At 63.5% G+C, this 21,726-nt stretch carries 23 protein-coding genes; 11 read left to right on the top strand and 12 right to left on the bottom strand.

Annotation, left to right across the window (positions count from 1 at the left end; translation table 11 throughout):
• Positions 1-10: 10 nt before the first annotated feature.
• From NKI22_RS08660 to NKI22_RS08675, 4 genes are all read right to left on the bottom strand, one after another.
• Positions 11-1,399 carry an aldehyde dehydrogenase family protein gene (locus NKI22_RS08660; protein ID WP_352642886.1) on the bottom strand — a complete coding sequence of 463 codons (1,389 nt, stop codon included), beginning with the start codon at positions 1,397-1,399 and terminating at the stop codon, positions 11-13.
• Positions 1,400-1,536: 137 nt separating this feature from the next.
• The gene (locus tag NKI22_RS08665) at positions 1,537-2,907 is read right to left on the bottom strand and encodes a glutamine synthetase family protein (protein ID WP_352815552.1); all 1,371 of its coding nucleotides are present in this window, start codon (positions 2,905-2,907) and stop codon (positions 1,537-1,539) included.
• Positions 2,908-2,991: 84 nt separating this feature from the next.
• Positions 2,992-4,560: an amino acid permease gene (locus tag NKI22_RS08670; protein WP_352484627.1), complete on the bottom strand. Its 1,569-nt coding sequence runs from the start codon at positions 4,558-4,560 to the stop codon at positions 2,992-2,994.
• A gap of 22 nt (positions 4,561-4,582) precedes the next feature.
• Complete coding sequence (locus NKI22_RS08675; protein WP_352484629.1) at positions 4,583-5,407, bottom strand: N-formylglutamate amidohydrolase; 825 nt, start codon at positions 5,405-5,407, stop codon at positions 4,583-4,585.
• Positions 5,408-5,552: 145 nt separating this feature from the next.
• On the opposite strand from NKI22_RS08675, the gene NKI22_RS08680 reads away from it, so the two are divergent.
• Positions 5,553-6,380: a MurR/RpiR family transcriptional regulator gene (locus NKI22_RS08680; protein WP_023719035.1), complete on the top strand. Its 828-nt coding sequence runs from the start codon at positions 5,553-5,555 to the stop codon at positions 6,378-6,380.
• Between the two features lie 34 nt (positions 6,381-6,414).
• Here the strand turns inward: NKI22_RS08680 and NKI22_RS08685 are convergent, their stop codons facing one another.
• Positions 6,415-6,558, bottom strand: a complete 144-nt coding sequence (locus tag NKI22_RS08685) for a hypothetical protein (protein ID WP_352484631.1) — start codon at positions 6,556-6,558, stop codon at positions 6,415-6,417.
• 338 nt (positions 6,559-6,896) lie between these two features.
• On the opposite strand from NKI22_RS08685, the gene NKI22_RS08690 reads away from it, so the two are divergent.
• Together NKI22_RS08690 and NKI22_RS08695 are read left to right on the top strand one after the other, a co-directional pair.
• The gene (locus NKI22_RS08690) at positions 6,897-7,712 is read left to right on the top strand and encodes an SDR family oxidoreductase (RefSeq protein ID WP_023719033.1); all 816 of its coding nucleotides are present in this window, start codon (positions 6,897-6,899) and stop codon (positions 7,710-7,712) included.
• Positions 7,713-7,751: 39 nt separating this feature from the next.
• Positions 7,752-8,246: a MaoC family dehydratase gene (locus tag NKI22_RS08695; RefSeq protein WP_031194015.1), complete on the top strand. Its 495-nt coding sequence runs from the start codon at positions 7,752-7,754 to the stop codon at positions 8,244-8,246.
• A gap of 27 nt (positions 8,247-8,273) precedes the next feature.
• On the opposite strand, the gene NKI22_RS08700 is transcribed toward NKI22_RS08695, so the two are convergent.
• On the bottom strand, positions 8,274-8,975 hold the full coding sequence (locus NKI22_RS08700) for a hypothetical protein (RefSeq protein ID WP_156948069.1): 702 nt from the start codon (positions 8,973-8,975) through the stop codon (positions 8,274-8,276).
• 193 nt (positions 8,976-9,168) lie between these two features.
• Here NKI22_RS08700 and NKI22_RS08705 point away from each other — a divergent pair, with 193 nt between their 5' ends.
• Entirely contained in the window at positions 9,169-9,810 is a 642-nt protein-coding gene (locus tag NKI22_RS08705; RefSeq protein WP_352815550.1) for a TetR/AcrR family transcriptional regulator, read from the top strand.
• 190 nt (positions 9,811-10,000) lie between these two features.
• Positions 10,001-10,240 carry a DUF680 domain-containing protein gene (locus NKI22_RS08710; RefSeq protein WP_352484636.1) on the top strand — a complete coding sequence of 80 codons (240 nt, stop codon included), beginning with the start codon at positions 10,001-10,003 and terminating at the stop codon, positions 10,238-10,240.
• A gap of 100 nt (positions 10,241-10,340) precedes the next feature.
• On the opposite strand, the gene NKI22_RS08715 is transcribed toward NKI22_RS08710, so the two are convergent.
• From NKI22_RS08715 to NKI22_RS08740, 6 genes are read right to left on the bottom strand one after another with little or no spacing between them, the layout of a single operon-like run.
• On the bottom strand, positions 10,341-10,565 hold the full coding sequence (locus tag NKI22_RS08715; protein ID WP_023719028.1) for a hypothetical protein: 225 nt from the start codon (positions 10,563-10,565) through the stop codon (positions 10,341-10,343).
• A gap of 53 nt (positions 10,566-10,618) precedes the next feature.
• Positions 10,619-11,197 (bottom strand): sarcosine oxidase subunit gamma, encoded by a 579-nt coding sequence (locus NKI22_RS08720; RefSeq protein WP_352815548.1) that lies wholly within the window; start codon positions 11,195-11,197, stop codon positions 10,619-10,621.
• On the bottom strand, positions 11,190-14,183 hold the full coding sequence (locus tag NKI22_RS08725) for a sarcosine oxidase subunit alpha (RefSeq protein WP_352815547.1): 2,994 nt from the start codon (positions 14,181-14,183) through the stop codon (positions 11,190-11,192). Before NKI22_RS08725 ends, NKI22_RS08720 begins: the two co-directional genes overlap by 8 nt.
• Positions 14,180-14,476, bottom strand: coding sequence for a sarcosine oxidase subunit delta (locus NKI22_RS08730; protein ID WP_023719025.1), 297 nt, complete (start codon positions 14,474-14,476; stop codon positions 14,180-14,182). The genes NKI22_RS08725 and NKI22_RS08730 overlap by 4 nt, the downstream gene beginning before the upstream one ends.
• A gap of 8 nt (positions 14,477-14,484) precedes the next feature.
• Positions 14,485-14,907, bottom strand: coding sequence for a hypothetical protein (locus tag NKI22_RS08735; RefSeq protein WP_023719024.1), 423 nt, complete (start codon positions 14,905-14,907; stop codon positions 14,485-14,487).
• Positions 14,907-16,160: a sarcosine oxidase subunit beta gene (locus NKI22_RS08740; protein ID WP_352494681.1), complete on the bottom strand. Its 1,254-nt coding sequence runs from the start codon at positions 16,158-16,160 to the stop codon at positions 14,907-14,909. The genes NKI22_RS08735 and NKI22_RS08740 overlap by 1 nt, the downstream gene beginning before the upstream one ends.
• Positions 16,161-16,428: 268 nt before the next feature.
• On the opposite strand from NKI22_RS08740, the gene NKI22_RS08745 reads away from it, so the two are divergent.
• The 6 genes from NKI22_RS08745 to NKI22_RS08770 all read left to right on the top strand — a co-directional run bounded on the left by NKI22_RS08745 (position 16,429) and on the right by NKI22_RS08770 (position 21,716).
• Complete coding sequence (locus NKI22_RS08745; protein ID WP_352484642.1) at positions 16,429-17,187, top strand: SDR family oxidoreductase; 759 nt, start codon at positions 16,429-16,431, stop codon at positions 17,185-17,187.
• 109 nt (positions 17,188-17,296) lie between these two features.
• Complete coding sequence (locus NKI22_RS08750; protein ID WP_352815545.1) at positions 17,297-17,683, top strand: SET domain-containing protein; 387 nt, start codon at positions 17,297-17,299, stop codon at positions 17,681-17,683.
• A gap of 265 nt (positions 17,684-17,948) precedes the next feature.
• On the top strand, positions 17,949-18,230 hold the full coding sequence (rpsU, locus tag NKI22_RS08755; protein WP_352958367.1) for a 30S ribosomal protein S21: 282 nt from the start codon (positions 17,949-17,951) through the stop codon (positions 18,228-18,230).
• Between the two features lie 161 nt (positions 18,231-18,391).
• Positions 18,392-19,237, top strand: a complete 846-nt coding sequence (locus NKI22_RS08760; RefSeq protein WP_352791346.1) for a tetratricopeptide repeat protein — start codon at positions 18,392-18,394, stop codon at positions 19,235-19,237.
• Positions 19,238-19,373: 136 nt separating this feature from the next.
• Positions 19,374-19,847: a DUF992 domain-containing protein gene (locus tag NKI22_RS08765; RefSeq protein ID WP_023719019.1), complete on the top strand. Its 474-nt coding sequence runs from the start codon at positions 19,374-19,376 to the stop codon at positions 19,845-19,847.
• A 402-nt stretch (positions 19,848-20,249) separates the two neighbouring features.
• On the top strand, positions 20,250-21,716 hold the full coding sequence (locus NKI22_RS08770; RefSeq protein WP_023719018.1) for an MFS transporter: 1,467 nt from the start codon (positions 20,250-20,252) through the stop codon (positions 21,714-21,716).
• Positions 21,717-21,726 lie beyond the last annotated feature (10 nt).

The following is a 21,726-nucleotide window of genomic DNA, read 5'->3' on the forward strand; positions in this document are numbered from 1 at the left end:
GATCGCCACCTTAGATCACCTCGCGCAGATGGTATGATTTCGGCCTGGTCAGATTGTCGTAGCCGATGGCCGACAGTGCCGCACCCTTGCCGGTGTCCTTGACGCCGGTCCAGACCAGCGCCGGATCGAGATAGTCGCAGCGGTTCATGAACACGGTGCCGGTCTCGACGCGGTCGCCGATCGCCGCCGCATGGTCCGTGTCGCGCGTCCAGATCGAGGCCGTCAGCCCATAGGGGCTGTCGTTCATCAGCGCGATCGCCTCCTCATCGTTGCGCACCTTCATGATACCGACGATCGGGCCAAAGCTTTCCTCGCGCATCACGCTCATCTGGTGGTCGACCTGGGTAAGCACTTCCGGCGCCAGATAGGGCGAGCCTTGCCTGTCGTTAGCCACCTTCATGTCGATGTGCGCCTTGGCGCCCTTGCGTAGCGCCTCCGCCTTTTGCTCGCGGATCAGGTCGGCGAAGCGCGCCTGCGCCATCGGCCCCATGGTGGTCGCCTGGTCGAGTGGATTGCCGACGACGTAGTTCCTGGTCTCGGCGATGAAGCCTTCGACGAATTCGTCGTAGACCTTCTCGTGGACATAGACGCGCTCGATGCCGCAGCAGCACTGGCCGGAATTGAAGAAGGCGCCGTCGACCAGATTGGCAACGGCATGGTCCATCTTGGCGTCCGGCAGCACATAGGCCGGATCCTTGCCGCCAAGCTCGAGGCCGAGCGTCATGAAGGTGCCCGCCGCCGCCTTTTCGATGGCGCGGCCGCCGGCGACCGAGCCGGTAAAGTTGACATGGTCGATCTTGCCGGAGCCGAGCAGCCTTTCGGTCTGCGCATGGTTCAGAACGAGGTTCTGGAACAGGCCCTTGGGCAGGCCGGCTCTGTCGAACGCCTGCTGAAACCGTTCGCCGACCAACAATGTCTGTGCCGCGTGCTTGAGGATGACGGCGCTGCCCGCCATCAGCGCCGGCACGATCGTGTTGACGGCAGTGAGATAGGGATAGTTCCACGGCGCGATCACCATGACCACGCCGAGCGGCACCTTCTTCACATAGCGGCGAAAGCCGTCCTTCGGGTTGGAGGCCATGACCGGCTTCAGTGCCGCCTCGGCGATCTCGACCATGTAGCTGACGCGTTCCCTGACGCCGCCGAACTCACCGCCATAGCGCACCGGCCGGCCCATCTGCCAGGCGATCTCCGGCACGATCTCGTCGCTCATGGCGACCAGCGCTTCCAGCATGGCAAGCATGTACTTGCCGCGCTCGACGACCGGCGTCTGCGCCCACTTCTCCTGCGCCGCCTTGGCGCGCTCGACCGCGGCACCGATCGCCTGGTCCGTGGCCAGAGGCCGTTCGGCATAGATCGAACCGTCGATGGGGGATTTTATCTTGACCGTTTCGGTCATGCCTTGGGTCCTCGCATTCTACAATAATTCTCGTTGGTCACGCCGCTCTGGAAGGGACGAAACACCGGCGTTGGCCCCGTTCTTCACAGCGAGCGGGTAAAGGTGAGGGACGGGCGGCGCCGACATTGCCAGGTCATTTAATACCGCTCGAACCCCCTGTGCAGTTCCCAGTCCGTAATCCGGCGGTCGTATTCGAACTGTTCCCAGTGTGCCGTGTGGACGTAGTGTTCCAGCACATCGTCGCCGAGTGCCTGCCTCAGCATCTTCGATTCCACCAGCGTCGCGGTAGCGTCGCGCAATGTCTTTGGAATTTCAGGCAACTGCGAGGCCTGGTAGGCGTCGCCGACGAAGGGCTTCTGCAGTTCAAGCTTTTCATCGATGCCGGCAAGCCCGGCCGCGATCAGCGCGGCGAAAGCCAGATAGGGGTTCAAATCGGCACCGCCGATGCGGCATTCCATGCGGATGCCCTTGGTGCCCTCGCCGCAAAGACGGAAACCGGCGGTGCGGTTGTCCTCGCTCCACATGATCTTGGTCGGCGCAAAGGTGCCGGCCTGGAAGCGCTTGTAGGAGTTGATGTAGGGCGCCAGGAACCAGGTGAATTCCTTGGCATATTTGAGCTGGCCGGCTGCCCATTGCTGGCCGAGCGTCGACAGCGTCCACTCGGCATTTTTGTCGTAGAACAACGGCGTCTTGCCGTCGGCGCTCCACAGCGAATTGTGGATGTGGCTGGAATTGCCGGCGAGCCCGTAATTGTACTTGGCCATGAACGAGATCGCCTTGCCTTCGGACTCGGCGATTTCCTTGGCGCCGTTCTTCAGGATGACGTGGCGGTCGGCCATGTCGAGCGCTTCAGCATAGCGAACATTGATCTCTTCCTGGCCGGGACCCCACTCGCCCTTGGAATTCTCGATCGGAATGCCGGCCGCCTCCATTTCGTTGCGCAGCCGGCGCATGACGCCTTCTTCCTTGGTGGTGATGCCGATCTGGTAGTCGCCGATATAGGGCGATGCCGTCTCGAGGCCCTGCCAGTGCTTCCTGCGGGCGGAATCGTAGGTCTCGCTGAACAGGTAGAATTCGAGCTCGGACGCGAAATAGCCGATATAGCCGCGCTCCTGCAGCCGCTTGACCTGCTTCTTCAGCATGGCGCGCGGCGAATGCGCCAGGTCGTCATGGGTGTGGTGGTCGAGCACGTCGCAGATCACCAGCGCCGTCTTCTCCAGCCACGGAATGCGCCGCAGCGTCGCAAGGTCCGGCTTCATGACGAAATCGCCATAACCCTTCGACCAGCTCGCCGCCTTGTAGCCGGGCACCGGTTCCATATCGATATCGGCGGCCAGCAGGTAGTTGCAACCATGCGTCTCGTCATGCGCGGAATCGACGAAGTACCGGGCCAGGAACCGCTTTCCCACAAGCCGCCCCTGCATGTCGACGATGCAGGCCAGCACGGTGTCGACCTCACCGCTGGAAACCGCTTGCTTCAACTGATCGAACGAGAAATTTCCGGCCATTCTTACGGCACTCCAGCGCTTGTCGTTTTGAAAAGGGAATGAAACCATGGCCGGCGCGATGCCGGCCATGGTCATGAGAGAGCGTCAGGCGCCGGCTTCGCCGACAGCTATCTCGGCTGCCTTGATCGCCGCCTGGCGCTTCGCGATCTGGTCGCCGATGGGCGGACCCTGGAAGCGGCGGTTCTCGAAACCGAACCAAAGCACCGCAGTCAGTACAATGAAGCCCAGGGTGATATAGAGCACTTTGTCGTTCGGCGGCTGGATGGCGATGTAGAAGATGATCGCCATGCCGATGACCGACAGGATGCAAAACAGCTTGAACAGGCCGGCACCGAGATTCCATGGGCCGGGATTCGGCCATTTCGCCGTTCCGAAAGCCATCATGCCGAGCGCGATCGGAATGGTGAAGGACAGGAACAGGAACACCAGCGTCGAATTGACGACGATGGTGTAGATGTTGGTGCCGCCGATCGAAATGAACTGGGCAAGAAAGACATAGATGATCTCGAGGATCGCAGCTGTCCAGATGGCATTGACCGGCGTGCGCCAGGTTGGGCTGACTTTGGCGAGCCCGGCCGAACCGACCGGCATGCCGCCGTCGCGAGAGAAGGCAAACAGCATGCGCGAGGCCGAGGTCACCGTAGCGAGGCCGCAGAGGAACTGCGAGATCAGGATGGCCAGATAGAGCAGTGTCTTTAACCATCCTGGCAAGATCGCGTTCATGGTTTCGAAGAACACGGCCCACCCTTGCTTGGCGCCTGCCGCCATATCCGGAATTGCCAGCACGATCGCGCACAGCATCACCCAGCCGATCAGCGACGACCAGAGCACGGATGAAACGATTGCCCGCGGAACCGAGTGCGCCGCCCTCAACGTTTCTTCCGAGGTATGCGCCGACGCATCATAGCCAGTAATGGTGTAAACCGGCAGCAGCAGGCAGAGCAGGAAGAGATACGTCATGGAATCGGACTGCGGGAAAACACCGCCGCCCGCATCGCCCGAATAGTTCGTGAACGTCCACAACCGGGTGATGTCGATCGCTGGAGCAAACACCAGGCAGGCGACGATCAGCACCGCCGTCGCTCCGAGAATCAGGAAGCCGGACGCATCCGTCAGCATGGCGGTCAGCTTGATGCCGAAATGGTTGAACAGCGCCTGAAGGACCGTGATAATTGCAACAAAACCAACGACTTGAGCCGGAGACGCAACACCGTCGGTGGTAAGCCCTGCGCCGAAGGTCCCGTAGAAAAACAAAGACGTTCCGATGTTGATCGCGCCGAGCACGGTGATCAGGCCGAGCAAATTGAGCCATGCGGTAAGCCAGCCAGTGAAACGGTTCCCCAGAATGGATGCCCAGTGATAGAGGCCGCCGGCGGTCGGAAATGCCGAGGCGATCTGGGCCATGGCGAGCGCGAAAAATCCCGAAACCATGCACCCGACGATCCAGCCGATACCAGCGCCGGCGCCACCGATGGACGATGTCGCCTGCGCGAAGGAATTGATGCCGCCTGAGAGGATGCAGATGATCGAGAACGAGATCGCGAAATTCGAGAAGCGGCTCATGCTTCGCGACAGTTCCTGAGCATAGCCCATTCCGTGGAGAACTTTCAGGTCCTCCTTCTTGTCACCTTCGCTGTAACCCGGTGCTACCATTTTGAAGTCCCCTTTTGGTTTCTTAGCTGGCCGATTGAACTGACTTTCCGACTGCGCTTGGTCTGGAGGCCTTGGCCGCTTCGGGCTCCAGATTGAGAAAAATACCCGTGAGCAGATCCGCCCATTTCCGCTGCCCGGCTGCGCCGGAGATCTCGTCGTTGCGGATTTCGATCATTGCGCAGGGCAGCCCGCGCGAGCGGGCATGGCGTTCCAGCGTGAAATAGACGCGGTCGGCCGGCGAATAGGGTTCGTTGACGCCGACGGTGACGCCGGCGACCCGCTGCAGCGCCGCGATCAGCGGCGCCGCCAGCCGGCGGTCCTCGTCGTGGATAACGCCGATATGCCAGGGCCGGCTGCTGCCCTTGTAGACCGGGGTGAAAGAATGGACCGAGACCAGCCGCGTCTCCCGTCCGGCCGCCAGGCGCTCGTCGATGATCGTCGCGATCCGGTCGTGGAACGGCCGCCAAGCGAGCGCGATGCGCGCCTCCCGCTGATCGGCCGAAAGCCCCTGATTGGCCGGGACCACGGTTTTTTCGCTGGCGCTGACCGTCACTATCAGGTCCGGTGCATCGAGCGGGCGGTTGCAGTCGATGACGAGCCGCGAAATGCAGGTCTCGACCAGCGTCGCATCGAGTGCCTCGGCCATGCGGCGCGCCACCGGCAAGGCGCCGGGATCCCAGGCGATGTGGCGGGAAAGCTCCTCGGCGGCAAGTCCGAGCGTTCCGAATTCCGGCGGCAGGAAATTGGAGGCGTGGTCGCAGGTTAGCACGAAAGGGCTCAATCCGCCGGGGTTCGTCACCCTTACGGTTTCAGGCGATGCAAGGCTGGCGGGCCGTGCTGTCTCCATTGTCTGCCGTCCCCGGGGAGCGCTGTACCGTATGTTACGTATTTTGCCTCATTGCGTCCCTACGGATGATTTCATACAGTTTGGCCGGTTTTGTCAAACGCGATTTCGATAATGCGGTAACGGCCCGGCCAGGGTGGGGAAAAACATGGTTTCCAGCATTGCCGAACTGATCTCCGACCGCATCGGCACCATGCCGGCCGGCGAGCGGCGCGCAGCGCAAACGCTGATCGCCAGCTATCCGCTGATCGGGCTGAAGACGGTCGCCGAATTCTCGGCTGCCGCCGGCGTATCGTCGCCGACGATCCTGCGTTTCGTCGCCCGGCTCGGCTTCCAGAACTATCCGGAATTCCAGTCGGCGCTGCAGGACGAACTGGCGGCGCAATTGCAGTCGCCGGCCTCGCGCACGCTCAATCCGCCATCGCCGGGCAGCAGCGCCGTGTCGCCGATGCTGGAAGCGACGCTCGACAATATGCGCGAGACCTTCCGGCACCTTTCGGATAAGCAGCTTGCCGACATCGTCGCCAAGCTGGCCGACCGGCGCGGCAAGACATTCCTGATCGGTGGCCGCTTCACCGACCCGCTGGCGCGCTACATGGCCGCCCACCTCGCCATCATCCAGCCCAACGTTTTTCACCTCGGCGGGCAGGAAAGCGTCTGGCGCGACCGGCTGATCGACATGGGTAAACGCGACGTGCTGGTGATCTTCGACATCAGGCGCTACCAGGACAGCCTTGTCCGCTTCGCCGAGACGGCCAACCAGCGTGGCGTGCAGATCGTGCTGTTTACCGACCAGTGGCTGTCGCCGATCGCCCGCTTCGCCCGCCACGTCATCGCCGGGCGCACCGCCGTGCCTTCGGCCTGGGACTCATCCGCCGCACTTTTCGTCGTCGTCGAAACGCTGATCGGCGCCGTCACAAGGCAGCTCGAGGCCGACGGCACCAAACGCATCCGCGAGTTGGAAAGCCTACGGTAGAGCGGCCCTTCGGGCGAACGGTCTTCGTTGGGGTCTAGTCAACCAAAAGGCTGACCATCTGCAGGATCAGGATCAGCAAAAAGACGCCAAAGACAGACGCAAAGACCGCTGCCAACAGGACGATGCGTTGTTTCTTACCCACAGCTCCCTCGGGAAGGCATAGCTCCCCCACGATCACGAACGTCAGTCCTGCCTATCGCTCGGCTACCGTCCCAAGTCCTCAAGATCTGCCTGCGGCTTGGGCGGAGGAGTCATGACGAGTTGCTTCACGCGCGAAATGAACCGCTGGCCAAGGTGCTCGCTTAGGGGGACGGCTGCATCATTCATCCGACCCATGTCACGGCCGAATGACCACCTTGCTGCTGGGGCTTAACCATTTCAGCCGCAAGGCGTGCCATCGCCCCACTCCAGCTACTTTACCCGTGGCAAGGGTGATCGAAGTTCGGCTAGCCTTGGCGACGCGAAGCCGCTCATTGACCCACCATCAAACAGCGGTGAACTGCGCGGAGGAATTCGATGAGCTATCTGGACGAGCTGTTCTCAGTCGCCGGCAAGACGGCGCTGGTCACCGGCGCCGCCACCGGCATCGGCCGCATGGCGGCGACCGCTCTGGTCAGGGCCGGCGCCTCGGTGATGATTGCCTCGCGCAAGGGCGAGGATTGCGCCAAGGTAGCGGACGAGCTGAACGGGCTTGGGGCATCCGGCCGGGCCGAGGGTTTCGCCGGCGACGTCTCCAGCGAGGCCGGCATTGCAGCGCTTGTCGCCGAGGTCAGGGCGCGGACCGAACGGCTGCATATCCTGGTCAACAATGCCGGCATCTCCTGGGGCGCGCCGCTGGAAAGCTTTCCCTATCATGCCTGGGCCAAGGTGTTCGGCGTCAACGTCACTGCGGTCTTCTATGTGACGCGCGAATTGCTGCCTCTGCTCGAGGCTGCTGCCAGCGAGGCCGACCCGGCCCGGGTGATCAATCTCGGATCGGTGATGGGCACGCAGCCTTTGGCCGAAGACGCTTACTCCTACTCGGCCTCGAAGGCTGCGGTTCACCACCTGACACGCATCCTGGCGATCGAGTTGGCCGCCCGACGCATCACCGTCAACGCCTTTGCGCCCGGCCCTTTCCAGAGCCGGATGACGGCCTTCGCCACCGGCACCGAAGACCAGGCAAGACATGTCGGCAACCACGTTCCGATCGGCCGCATCGGCGCGCCGGATGACATTGCCGGCGCAACGCTCTATTTGTGCAGCCGTGCCGGCAGCTATGTCACCGGCGCCATCCTGCCGATCGATGGCGGGCAGTCGGTGCAACACGGGCTGACATTGTTCAAGGAATGAGACGCACGCCATCCGGCGAGTGAAATGCCGGGGGTGAAGATGGAGGACATCAGCGTGGAACCGATCAGTCTCGATGTGCTTCTGGCCAACGTCGGCAAGGAAGTCGGCGTGTCGCCATGGCGGGTGGTCACGCAGCGCATGATCGACCAGTTCGCCGATGCCACCGACGACCATCAGTTCATCCATTGCGATCCGGAGCGCGCCAGGCGCGAGACGCCGTTCGGCGGCACCATCGCGCACGGCTTCCTGTCGCTTTCGCTGTTGTCGGCAATGACCTTCGAAACCATGCCGCCGCTGGAAAACAGCAAGATGGGCGTCAATCACGGCTTCGATTCGCTGCGCTTCCTGGCGCCGGTGAAAACCGGCTCGCGCATCCGCACCCGCTTCGTGCTGGCCGATGTCAAGGTCAGGCCGTCGGGCTGGGTGCAGACTGCGCACGACGTGACGATCGAGATCGAGGGCTCGAAAAAACCGGCGCTGACCGCGCGCTGGCTGACGCTGACGCTGATCGAACGCCAGCCGGAAGCGGTTTGACTGGCATCCGGGCCTGGGAACCTAAATCTATTTGGCTTCGGCCGCGACGTACTTCATGTGGCGGCTCACCTGCAGCGCAATGTAGACGACCAATGAGCAACCGATTGGGAACACGATCTCGTTGAGGCCGGTTGCGATAGCCTGTGGCAGTGCCAGAGCAGCGTCGTTCGCCGCGGCCGTCTCAATCGTCAGCACCGTGATGCCGCCACCGAATACCGCGCCTATCAGGGCGCCTGCCAGCGCGAAATGAAGCGGTCGGGGTTCTTCCTTCGATGCCAGCGACGCCAGTATCCAGCCGAGCAGCCCGTATTCGATCGCCCGCAGGACGCCCAGCGTCGTGAGCGACAGGATGGCCGGCTTTGCCGCCGCGTCGAGCGCGCTGACCATGACCTTTTGCGTCCCCTTGGCGATGCCCATGGCCAGCGGTGCCGAGATCGCGGCGATCAGGCCGCCGAGCGAGGCTCGCACTTTGGCGAGCGCCGTGCCGAGGCTGACGCCGGCGCAGACGAAGAACGACCAGGTCACGCCTTGCGCCAGTTCGATCAGGATCAGCGTCGTCGCCGGGTAGGAACCTGCCGCAAATCTGACGGTCAGAATGAGAGCCTCCATGGCGAAGCCGAGCGCGATCGCCAGCCATGCGACCATGACGACGCGCCTGAGCGCCATCCTGGCGCGATGGGAAAGCGGGTTCACGTCCGGCACGCCGGACGAAAGCTCAGTCAGGGCCATGTTGGCCTCCCAGATCACAATTCTTGCAGAGCCGCGAATTAGCGTTTGTCTGTAACAGTCCGATGTTGCCGGCTTTATTGCCGGGTTACATCGTTTTGTGACGTCAAGCTTCTGCTTCGTGCCACCCTTGCCCGACGTCGTACAGCGTATATATGCTGCATCCAGCCATCAGTTATTAAAGGCAGTCGAACAATTGCAGCTAAGCGTCCAGGAGCGCCGCGAAAAACAAAAGGCCGAACTGCGTTCCGAACTTGTCGACGCCGCGCACAAGCTTGTCCAGGAAGAAGGCTATGACGGCCTCACCATCCGCAAGCTCGCCAAGCGCGTCGGCTATGCGCCGATGTCGGTCTATTCCTATTTCGCCGACAAGCAGGACATCCTGTTCGCGTTGGCCGAAAACGCCTTCGAGACCCTGGCCAGGCACATCGAAAATCATACGGCCGACGACCCGATCGAGGCGCTCAAGGCGGTGCTGGTCGAATATGCCGCCTTCGGGCTCGAGAATCCCAACGAATACCGCACCGTCTTCATGACCGAAAAAGTCAGGCCGCCGGCCGGCAAGACGTTCGCCGAAATGCAGAGCGGCAACCCGGCGATGAAAGCGCTGATCGAGAGGGTCGAGGCCTGCGTTGCCGCCGGCAGGCTCAAGGGCGATCCGCGCGCCATCGCCACCATGCTGTGGGCGGTCGGCCACGGCGCCATCTCGCTGCTGATCACCTTCCCGTTCTACCCGTTCGGCGACCAGACGACGTTCATCACACGGATCGGCGACATCATGCTCGAAGCCATCGCCGCGCACGAGATTGCGCCCCTCGGCCCGCCGGTCAACTGCTGAGGAGCGGCGCTCCTCCCGATCTGTAAAATCTTTCTCCGAACGATCCGCGCTCCGGTGCCGAGCGTCCGGCAATTCCTGCGCCTAATTTCTCCGTACGTGTACGATTTTTGCTTGAACTCCCTCAGCTTGGGCGTATCTGTACGCAATACCGTACATGTACGAATTCACTAGCTGGAACCGGAGACCGATCATGAAGAAGGCAATTCTCACGCTCGCCGCCCTGCTGGCGCTCTCTGGCGCCGCAATTGCCGGCAGCAATCAGACAGGCAAGCAAGAAGCGGCCTGCATCGACACCAAGACCGATGTGAAGCTCGATTGCGCGCCGACCGGATCGCTTGAAAATGCCGATACCGAGACCCACAAGGCCGGCAGCAAGGGCCCGAGGCTCGGCATCGGCATCGACCCGTGGATCGTGCCCAGCAGCTTCTGAGCCGACCGGCGATAATATGCGGCGATGAACCGAAAGGGCGGCAGCAATTTCCGGCCGCCTATCTTGCCGGCCTCAGCCCTGCTTTATCGCGCCGTGCAGATCACTTCTTACGCTTCTGTCCCGCCACCCTCTTCGCCTTGCCGGGTCTTGCCGGCGCGCCGGGAATGGCCGTTCCGGTGATCGACACCGGATCGCTGGCCGGAAACGTATCCTCGAGGCCTTCCTCGAGTTCCTCTTCGACATCCGCCTCAGTGCGCTGCTCGTGTTCGAAAGAGCGCACGGCCGGCGTCTTGGCCGGCAACTTCGGCGCGGAGTTCGACGGCATTTGCATTCTCCCTCGGCTCGCTGTCGCAGAACTGCTGGGCGCGGCGAACATTGCTATGCTGCCGCGTCGCGCGCTGCCTCCGACAGAAAAGTAAAGACATAGTCGGAGAAGGAACGCCAGCATTCGACGCGGAACGCGTGGGCCGCCGTGCGCAACAGCACGATTTCGACCTTGCCGAGAATGGTGCGCGATGCCGCCCCGATCGGAAAGGCGTCGAGCGACAAATCCTGCGGGCAGCCGGCATTGATCGTCGTCGCGGCAGCCGGTCCGGTGACCGATACGGCGACGTTGCGGTGCGAGATGCCGACCGCCGAATGCAGCGCGGAAATCTTGGCGCAATCGGCGAGTGGATCTTTGCCGCTTTCATCGATGACCAGCCATTCGTCCGGCCCGAGCCACAAGGCGGTCCGTCCAGCCTTTGCCGCCGAGGTTTTCGGCCTTAGCGGCAGGGCGATGCCAAGTGCTTTCGAAAGTGCCGCGATCGAGGCGTCCGGCGCGCGCAGCGATATGCGTTCGGCCGGCGGCAGCACGACAAGTGTGACGCCGGTGGCGGAAAGCGACTGGCCGGCGACAGCCGGACGGCGTTCGACCGACGGCCCGGCGACGGCGGTTTTCACAGCGGCCTTAGCCATTGAGGCGCTCCCCCTTCTCGTCGAAGAACACCATACCGGTGACCTCCACCTCAATCACCCCGTTCGGCATCGGTACATAGAGCGTCTCGTCCATGCGATCGCGGCCGCCGGCGACCAGCCCCAGTGCGATCGAGCGGCCGCAATTTTGCGACCAATAGCTCGACGTGACATGGCCGATCATCTTCATCGGGATTGCCTGCTTCGGGTCCGCGACGATCTGCGCTCCCTCCTCCAGCACCACCTTGGGATCCCTGGTCTTCAGGCCGACAAGCTGCTTGCGGCCCTTGGCGACCAGATCCGGCCGCGCCATGCCGCGAATGCCGACGAAGTCGGCCTTCTTCTTGCCGACCGCCCAGTCGAGCCCGGCGTCGTTCGGCGTCACTGTGCCGTCGGTATCCTGGCCGACGATGATGTAGCCCTTTTCGGCGCGCAGCACATGCATCGACTCGGTGCCGTAGGCACAGGCGCCATGCTTCTGGCCCTCGGCCCATAGCGCTTCCCAGACCGCCTCGCCGTAATCGGCCGGCACATTGACCTCGAAGCCGCGCTCGCCGCTGAACGACATGCGAAACAGCCTGGTCGGTACGCCGCAGATCCGGCCTTCGCGCACCGACATATGCGGCAGCGCCTCATCCGACATGTCGATGCCCTCGACCAGCGGTGCGATGATGTCGCGAGACTTCGGCCCCTGCACGGCAATGACCGCCCACTGCTCGGTGATCGAGGTCAGCCAGACGTTGAGATGCGGGAACTCGGTTTGGAGATAGTCCTCCATATGGTTCATGACGCGCGGCGCGCCGCCGGTCGTCGTCGTCACATGGAAGCGATCCGGCGCCAGCCTGCCGACGACACCGTCGTCATAGATGAAACCGTCCTCGCGCAGCATGATGCCGTAGCGGCAGCGGCCGGGCTCGAGCTTCTCCCATGGATTGGTGTAGAGCAGTTCCATGAATTTGGCCGCATCCGGCCCGACCACCTCGATTTTGCCCAGCGTCGAGGCGTCGAACAGGCCGGCCGTCTTGCGCACCGTGACGCATTCGCGGTCGACGGCCGCATGTATGTCCTCGCCCGGCTTCGGGAAATACCAGGCGCGCTTCCACTGGCCGACATCCTCGAACATCGCGCCTTGACGCTCTGCCCAGGGATGGATCGCCGTCTTGCGGGTCGGGTCGAACAGGGGACCCCGCGCATGCCCGACGATCGAGCCGAACGTCACCGGCGTATAGGGCGCACGGAACGTCGTCAGCCCGACCTGCGGGATCGGCTTGCCCAACGTCTCGGCGGCAATCGCCAGGCCGTGCATGTTGGAGGTCTTGCCCTGGTCGGTCGCCATGCCGTTGGTGGTGAAGCGCTTGACGTGCTCGATCGAGCGCATGCCCTCATGCACCGCCTGGCGGATGTCCTTGGCGGTGACGTCGTTCTGGAAGTCGACGAACGCCTTTACCGTCGTTTCTGCCCCGGCGCCGGGCGCCGCACCCAGCATGCCGCGCGACCAGCTCTCGCCGACATCGACTTTCGGCTTGGTGCCCTTGGCTGGCTTGCTGCCGGCTTCCTTGGCCGCCTTGACGCCCGCTGCATAGGCCTCGTCGATGGTCGCCGACAGCCCGTCCGTGCCGTTGCAGGCGCCGACCGAGACGCAATCCTGTGCATAAATGCCGGGCACGAAGCGCTTGGTCTCGTCGTTGAAGGCAACCTTGCCGCGCGATTGCGAGAACAGATGCACCGACGGCGTCCAGCCGGCCGACATCAGGATTGCGTCGACCGGCATGGTGCGCTCGCCGCCGCCATTCTTCGGTTGCACGGTCATCGACGACACGCGCAATTTGCCGCCGGCGCGGATCACCGCGCGGCCGAAATTGATCTCGATGCCGAGCGCCCTCGCCTCGTCGATCACCGGCCCGGTCGGATTGTCGCGCAGATCGACGATCGCCGCCACGTTGATGCCGGCCTTCTTCAGGTCGATCGCCGCCGCATAGGCGGAATCGTTCGCCGTATAGACGCCGATATTCCTGCCGACCGCGACGCCGTAATGGTTGAGATAGGTGCGCGCCGCCGACGCCAGCATGACGCCGGGACGGTCGTTGTCGGCAAACACCATGTGGCGCTCGATGGCGCCGGTCGCCAACACCACGCGTTTGGCGCGAACCTGCCACAGCCGCTCGCGCGGCAGGTCGCGGCCGGGGCTCTGCAGATGGTCGCTGACGCGCTCAACCAGTCCGACGAAATTCTGCGCGTAATAGCCGAAGGCCGTGGTGCGCGGCAGTACGCGGACATTGTCCATCGCGCTCAACTTGGCGAGAGCGGATTGCGCCCAGGAAAAGCCGTCCTGGCCTTCGATCTTCGCCCCGCTCTCGAAGCGAAGGCTGCCGCCGAATTCCGCCTGCTCGTCGGCAAGGATGACGCGCACGCCGGTTTCGGCGGCAGCCAATGCCGCGGCAATACCCGCCGCACCACCGCCAAGCACCAGCACCTCGCAATGGGCGAAGCGCGCCGAATAATGGTCGGGATCCGGCTGGTCGGGGGCGACGCCGAGACCGGCCGCGGCCCGGATCTTAGGCTCGTAGAGGTTCTTCCACGCAGCCTTCGGCCACATGAAGGTCTTGTAGTAGAAGCCGGCCGAAAGCATCGGCGAGGCGATGCTGCTGACCGCACCGATGTCGAAGGCGAGCGACGGCCAGCGGTTCTGCGACTGTGCCGTCAGCCCGTCATAGAGTTCCTGTACCGTGGCGCGGACGTTCGGCGTCTTGCGTGCCGCGTCGCGCTTGATCTCGACCAGCGCGTTCGGCTCTTCGGCGCCGGCCGACAGGAAGCCGCGCGGCCGGTGGTATTTGAACGAGCGGCCAACGAGATGGACGCCATTGGCAAGCAGCGCCGAGGCCAGCGTGTCGCCCTCGATGCCGGTATAGGGGCGGCCGTCGAAGCTGAAGCCAGCTATCTCTGCCTGCTTGAGCCGCCCGGCGCCGGCAATGCGGAACGTCGCGCTCATTTGGCGGCTCCCGGCAGCTTCGCCGGCTTTGGCTCGCCGGCCTTGTAGGTCATCAGGAACCTGTCGCTGACGGTGTCGCGCACGGCGTTGAAGAACCGCGCGCAGCCATGCATGTGCCGCCACCGCTCATAGATGATCCCCTTGGGATTGGAGCGGATGAAGAAGAACTTTTCGAAGTCGTCGTCGCTCTCGCCGGCGATGTTTGGGGAACGCGCAATATGCGCCTCACCGGCGTTGCGGAATTCGAGCTCGGGACGCTCTTCCTCGCAATAGGGGCAGCGGATGAGAAGCATGGTTGGTCCTACAGTTCGCCGTGGCCGACGCGAGCGCCGGCAGGTTGGTCGCAAAGCCTCTGACCCATCGTGACGAAAGGCGCGACGAGCCGGATGCGCTCCTCGATGCTTGCCGCAGGGCGAAACAGAGCGCGATTGGCCATGTTGCCGATGGTCAGTTGGATTGGATCGGTGGTGACGATGACGCCGCGCGGCTGGAAAGGCTCGTCCGGATCCAGATCGGAAGGACGGGCCTCGAAGAAGAAGACGATCTTTCGCCCGCCGCTCCAGACGCAGGTCAGCATGCCGTCATCGATGGAAAACGGCCAGTCGGCCTCGTTCCCGGCGCGACTGATCGGCTGCGTGCGCACCTCGTCCGGTGACGGAAAATGAAACAGGCCTTGCTCGCCGGCGAGCATCAGCGGCATGGCGACGGCCATCTCGGTCATCATCAGTGTGCCACCGCCGCCGCCGCCGCCTCGTCGATGAGGCGGCCGGTGCGGAAGCGCTCGATGGTGAAGGGTGCGTTGATCGGGTGCGGATCGTCCCTGGCGATCGTATGGGCAAAGACGTGGCCCGAACCCGGCGTCGCCTTGAAGCCGCCCGTGCCCCAGCCGCAATTGACGTAGAGGCCGGGCACCGGCGTCTTGGCCAGGATCGGCGAACGGTCCGGCGTCACGTCGACAATGCCGCCCCATGAGCGCAGCATCTTCATGCGGGTGAAGATCGGGAACATCTCGCAGATCGCGTCGAGCGTGTGCTGCAGGATGTGCAGCCCGCCGGTCTGCGAATAGGAGACATATTGGTCGGTGCCGGCGCCGATGACCAACTCGCCTTTGTCGGATTGCGAGATATAGGCATGCACCGTGTTCGACATCACCACGCAAGGCACCACCGGCTTGACCGGCTCCGACACCAGCGCCTGCAGCGGATAGCTTTCCAGCGGCATGCGCACGCCGGCCATGTTCATGATCACCGAGGAGTGGCCGGCGGCGACCACGCCGACCTTCCTGGCGCCAATGAAGCCGCGCGTCGTCTCGACACCGGTAACCGCGCCGTTCGGCGCCCGTTTGACGCCGGTGACCTCGCAATTCTGGATGATGTGGACGCCGCGCGCCGAGGCGCCGCGCGCATAGCCCCAGGCGACAGCATCGTGCCGCGCCGTGCCGCCACGGCGCTGCAGCGCGGCACCCATCACGGGATAACGGGCATCGCGCGAAATGTTGAGCGGCGGGCAGAATTCCTTGGCCTGTTCCGGCGTCAGCCATTCATTGTCGATGCCGTTCAGCCGGTTAGCATGGACGTGGCGCTTCAGGACCTGAATGTCGTGGATGTTATGGGCGAGCATCATGACGCCGCGCGGCGAATACATGACGTTGTAGTTGAGCTCCTGGCTGAGCCCGTCCCACAGCTTCAGCGCATGGTCGTAGATGCCGGCGCTCTCGTCATAGAGATAGTTCGAGCGGATGATGGTGGTATTGCGGCCGGTATTGCCGCCGCCGAGCCAGCCTTTTTCCAATACCGCGACGTTGGTGATACCATGCACGGTGGCGAGGTAATAGGCTGTGGCCAGGCCGTGGCCGCCGGCGCCGACGATGACGACGTCATACTCCTTCTTCGGCTCCGGCGAGGACCACTGTTCCTCCCAGCCCTTGTGGCCGCGCATGGCCTCGCGGGCGATAGCGAATACCGAGTATTTCTTCAACGTTGCAGGCCTCGCAAATGGCGGCCGGGCAGATCAGCCAACCCCGGCGCGCGAGCTGTATCACTAGCGAAACCGCACTGCCAGCCTTGCGCTGTTTGCGACGGCGCTTGCCGTTTTGCGCCGTGACGAAAAAGAGGTATGCGACGTGACGGGCGATCAAACCAAATCCGAAGCACCTCGCGGGTATCGGGTGGCCCGCGCCGCCTCGATCTGCGACCAAGCATCCCGATTGCCGGCAAGGGCTGGCGCGAAGAAAAGGATGCAGAAAATGTTCGCACTTACCGACAAAGTCGCCATCGTCACCGGCGCCAGCTCCGGCATCGGCCGCGCCACGGCCAAGGTGTTTGCGGAGGAAGGCGCCAAGGTGGTCGTCGCAGCCCGCCGCCAGGCGGAGCTCGATGCGCTGGTTGCCGAAATCGAAGACGCCGACGGCACCGCCGTCGCTCTTGCCGGCGATGTCCGCGACGAAGCCTACGCAAAAGCCCTCGTCGACCTGGCGGTCGGGAAATTCGGCGGGCTCGACATCGCCTTCAACAATGCCGGCTCGGTCGGTAGGATGGGGCCGGTTTCGGAGCTGTCGCTGGAGGGCTGGCGCGAGACGCTCGATACCAATCTGACCAGCGCCTTTCTCGGCGCGAAATACCAGGTGCCGGCGATGATCGATCGCGGCGGCGGCTCGCTGATCTTCACCTCCACCTTCGTCGGCCACACCGTCGGCATGCCGGGCATGACCAGCTATGCCGCAAGCAAGGCCGGACTGATCGGGTTGACGCAGGTGCTGGCCGCCGAATATGGCGCCAAGGGCATTCGAGTCAACGCGCTGCTGCCGGGCGGCACCGACACGCCTTCGGCGACGTTCAAGACACCTGAATCGCGAGCCTTCGTCGAAAACCTGCATGCCTTGAAGCGCGTCGCCGAGCCTGAGGAGATCGCCCGCTCGGCGCTCTACCTGGCGTCCGACGCATCGAGCTTCACCACCGGCGCGGCGCTGTTCGCCGACGGCGGCGTCTCGATCACCCGGACGTGAGGGTTCGGAGGGCGCAACGCATGCCCGCCAGCCGAAATGTCGCGAACCGGCCCTTGATTTTTTCGGCGATTTGACGATTCCGTCTTCTCCTCGAAGACGGGTTGGAAACATGTTGCTGATCAGGACCTATATCGCTGCAAGCGCAATCGAAGGCGTCGGCGTGTTCGCCGCCGAGCCGGTCCGGAAAGGCGCGCAGATCTGGCGTCTCGATCCGGACTTCGACCGGCTGATCCCGATGGAAAAATACGAGACGGCGCCGCCGCACCTCAAGGAATTGCTCGACAGATATGCCTATCCCAGCCAGGACCGGCCGGGCTTCATGGTCTATGAGGTCGACAATGGCCGCTTCATGAACCATGCCGACAAGCCGAACACCGATTTTTCGCAATATGGCGGGGCCACCGCGACCCGCGATATCGCCGCCGGCGAGGAGATAACCTGCGACTACGGCGAGTTCTTCGAGGGTTTCGAGCAGCTCCACCTGGCCACGGCATAGCGGCGCCTATCTGGCCCAAGGCGAATTTTGTTCTTGCTTTGTGCCGGCAGCTATGCTACTAAATTGCCTATGGTGATGATTCACACCAGAGACCCGCCGCCGAGGCGGGTTTTTCGTTTCGGGATCGGCACCGCCTCTCAATCGGCTGTGGACAGCGCCCCTTGATTCTGCTATCAGCCGCCCCAATTCGTGGTGTAACGCGCCGCGGAGGCTTGCGGCTATGGCCGCTTGCCTGTTGATTTCAAACCGAAAGACAGGATTGCACGTGCAGGTACTCGTCCGCGACAACAATGTTGATCAGGCGCTTCGCGCGCTCAAGAAAAAGATGCAGCGCGAAGGCATCTTCCGCGAAATGAAGATGCGCGGACATTACGAGAAGCCTTCCGAGAAGCGCGCCCGTGAAAAGGCGGAAGCCGTGCGCCGCGCCCGCAAGCTGGCCCGCAAGCGCGCCCAGCGCGAAGGCCTGCTGCCAATGACGCCGCGTCCGGTCGCGGCCGGTGCTGCCGGTGCTGCCGGTGCCGGTGCTCCGCGTCCGCCGCGGTTCTGACGTCAATTTTTCGTCCTTTTCCAAGGATATCCAGGGTGGCGCGATGCGGAATCGCCGCCACCTTTTTGTTGTGATTTCGACCCGGTTCGAGAGGACCGGTTGGGAGAGATGCCGGTTCGGAGGGGGAACGGACCAGACGGCGCAGTAAGGACAGGGCAGACATGGACGCAATCACCGTAGAGCGCAGAACCGCGTGGCGCGGCCTCGCCCTGACGGCAGCCCTGCTCTCCGGGTTGACGCTTGCCGGCTGCCAGAGCGTTCCGACCGGCGAGTTCAACAACATCGACAAGGCGCAAGCCTCGACCGAGAACATTTCCTCACTGTCGGCGGTGATCCAGCGCAACCCCCAGGATCCGGAAGCCTACAACGTGCGCGGCTCGGCCTATGGCCGCGGCGGCCAGTACCAGGCGGCGCTGAAGGACTTCAACACCGCCATCCAGCTCAATCCGAATTTCTACCAGGCCTATTCCAACCGGGCGCTCATCCAGCGCTTCCTCGGTGATCAGGCAAGCGCGCTGGCCGACTACAACCGCTCGATCCAGATCAATTCCAACTACGACGCCGCCTATATCGGCCGCGGCAATCTCTACCGCAAGGCAGGCCGGGTCCAGGAGGCGTTCAACGATTTCCAGAAAGCGATCCAGCTCGACACGACCGACGCGCGCGCCTATCACAATCGCGGCCTGATCTACCAGAGCCAGGGCCAGCACGCCTTTGCCATCGAGGATTTCTCGACCGCCATTTCGCTGGCGCCGGATGCTTCCGAGCCTTACAACGGACGCGGCCTCTCCTACCTTGCCATGAACGACGAGGACAATGCCTTCGCCGACTTCAACATGGCCATCAAGCTCGACGGCAAGAACGCCGAGGCCTGGTCCAACCAGGCGCTGATCTACGAGCGGCGCGGCGACAAGGTCAGGGCCGCGAAGTCCTACCGCGAGGCAGTGCACCTCAATCCGAACTACCAACCGGCCAAGGACGGTCTGGCCCGCACCAGCGCCGGCTGACCGGGCCGGTTTATCGGGCCTCCGTTTCCGCACTCCGACAACCCTGCGTTTAGCCTTGCCTTGCTGGCGCCAAGTTTTCGGCGGAACGCTCGGCGTGGTCAGCCGTTGTTCAAAGCCATTTGGAAAGGACCCTCCCATGATCAAGCAACTTGCCTGTGCCGCCGCACTCGCCACGACCGTCGTTGCCGCTCCCGCCAGCGCCGGCAAGCTCCAGCTCGGCGTGCTCGACTGCACCATCGACGGTGGCACGGCCTATCTGGTCACCTCCAACAAGGGTGTTTCCTGTGTCTTTCGTCCGCATCGTGGCGGCCCACCCGAAGTCTATACCGGGGTAATTTCCAAGCTCGGCGTCGACGTCGGCCGGACGCATCAGGGCCAACTGGCATGGGCGGTTCTGGCGGCAACCCGCAACCACGATGAAGGCGATCTTGCCGGCAGCTACTATGGCGTGAATGCCGAGGCGAGCGTGGTCACCGGTGGCGGCGCCAACCTTTTGGTCGGCGGCCTCGGCAGCGCCTTTTCGCTGCAGCCGCTCAGTGTCCAGGCGCAGACCGGCGTCAATCTGGCGGTCGCCGTCACTTCGCTGGACTTGATCCATTCGTTCAAATAGCGGCGTAGCATGGCTCCCCGAGCAGCCGGGCAGCGTAGGTGTCGGCCTGCGAATAGCTGCCGAAAGCTCATGGATTCCGGCAGGCCCGCTCCGCAGAGGCCGCCCTGATGTTCAAAGTTGCAGCGCTCGAAGATCACGGCATGGATCCTAGGATCCATGCCGTTACCGTGACCGAAGATTGCGGCGATCCAATATTGCTTACATCTTCGGCCTGACTAAGATCTCGACATCTCGTGACTGTCTCGCGCCGCATGATCTTTGGCATCCGCCGCGCTAACGGCGATCAAAAAACCGCTTGAGCTCAACCGCAGTTGAGGTTTTACAAACCGCACGCGAACAAGGCGTGCATCGCGCCTGAAGTGCCAAAGATGCTCTGGCTCGGCAGGGAATTCGGGGGTGGACTTGACCAAAACAAGCACAAACAGGGTCGACTGGCGTGCGCTGTGGGCGAGCGGCGATCTGGCGCGCTTCTGCTTCATCAGCCTCGGCATCCTGTTGCACGCCACCAACGAAACGATGGTGGCAACGGTCATGCCGGCCATGGTCGGCGAGCTCGCCGGCGTGCAGCTGGTCGGCTGGTCGCTGGCGATCTACGAGCTCGGCGCCATCGTCGCAGGTGCTGCCGCCGGACGGCTGGTGAGCTATGTCGCGCTGCGCACCAACATGACGACCGCCGCCCTGCTCTATGCCGCCGGCGCGCTGGTCTGCGCCACCGCGCCTTCGATGCCGCTGTTCCTCTCCGGCCGCCTGATCGAAGGGCTTGGCGGTGGCGCGCTGGTGTCGCTGGCCTTCGTCTCGGTCGAGCGGCTGTTTGCCCGCGCGATCTGGCCGCAGCTTTTCGGCGTTATGTCGGCGATCTGGGGCGTCGCCGCCTTCAGCGGGCCGGTGCTCGGCGCGGTCATGACCGAATTGCTGTCCTGGCGCTGGGCCTTCGGCGTCTTCACCCTCGGCGGCACGGCTATGGCGCTGGCAAGCTTCCTCGTGCTCGATACACCTAAAGCAACAAGGCCGCAGGCGACCGGCGGGTCGGCGCCGCCCTTCCCGTTTGCGGCACTTGGCTGTCTTGCCGTCAGCGTCGTGCTGATCGCCACCGCCGGCGTCGACATCGCCCTGCTGCGCTCGTCGCTGCTGCTCACCCTCGGCATGATCGGCCTGGCGCTGTTCGTCTATATCGACGCGCTGAAGCCGCGCTCGCGGCTGTTCCCGTCGCGGCTGTTTTCATGGCGCTCGCCGGTCGGCGCGGGCATGACCATGGTCGCGGCGTTTTCGGTGGCGACCTGCTCGTTTGCGGTCTACGGGCCACTGCTCCTGACCAGCCTGCACGACATTCCGATCCTCACCACCGGCTACATCATCGCCGCCGAATCGATCGCCTGGTCGATCCTGTCGATCCTCGTCGCCAATGCCCCGCCGGAGCGCGAGCGGCTGATCATCGTCGGCGGGGCGCTGATGATCGCCACGGGCGTCGCGGGTTTCGCCTATACGGTGCCGGCGGGCTCGATCCCGTTGATCCTGCTTTGTGCCTTGCTGCAAGGCGGCGGTTTCGGCATCGCCTGGCCGTTTGTCACGCGTGTCATCGTGGCATCGGCCAAGGAAGGCGAGCAGACGATCGCCTCGGCCGCCGTGCCGACCATGCAGCGCATCGGCTATGCCGTGGGTGCTGCACTGACCGGCATCGTCGCCAACGCCAGCGGCTTTTCCGAAGGCCTGAACCGCGAGGCCGCGGCAAATGTCGCCGCCTGGCTGTTCCTCGCCTTCATCCCGCTCGGCATCCTGGGATGCCTTGCCGCCTTGCGGATTTCGGGCGCGAGCGACGACGCGCGGCTGGCGAAGCTGCCAATCTCCCCCACGAGAGGTGAGATCGGCTAAACACCCGAGG

The sequence above is a fragment of the Mesorhizobium sp. M0778 genome, assembly GCF_040320105.1.
In the GTDB taxonomy this organism is placed as follows: Bacteria; Pseudomonadota; Alphaproteobacteria; order Rhizobiales; family Rhizobiaceae; genus Mesorhizobium.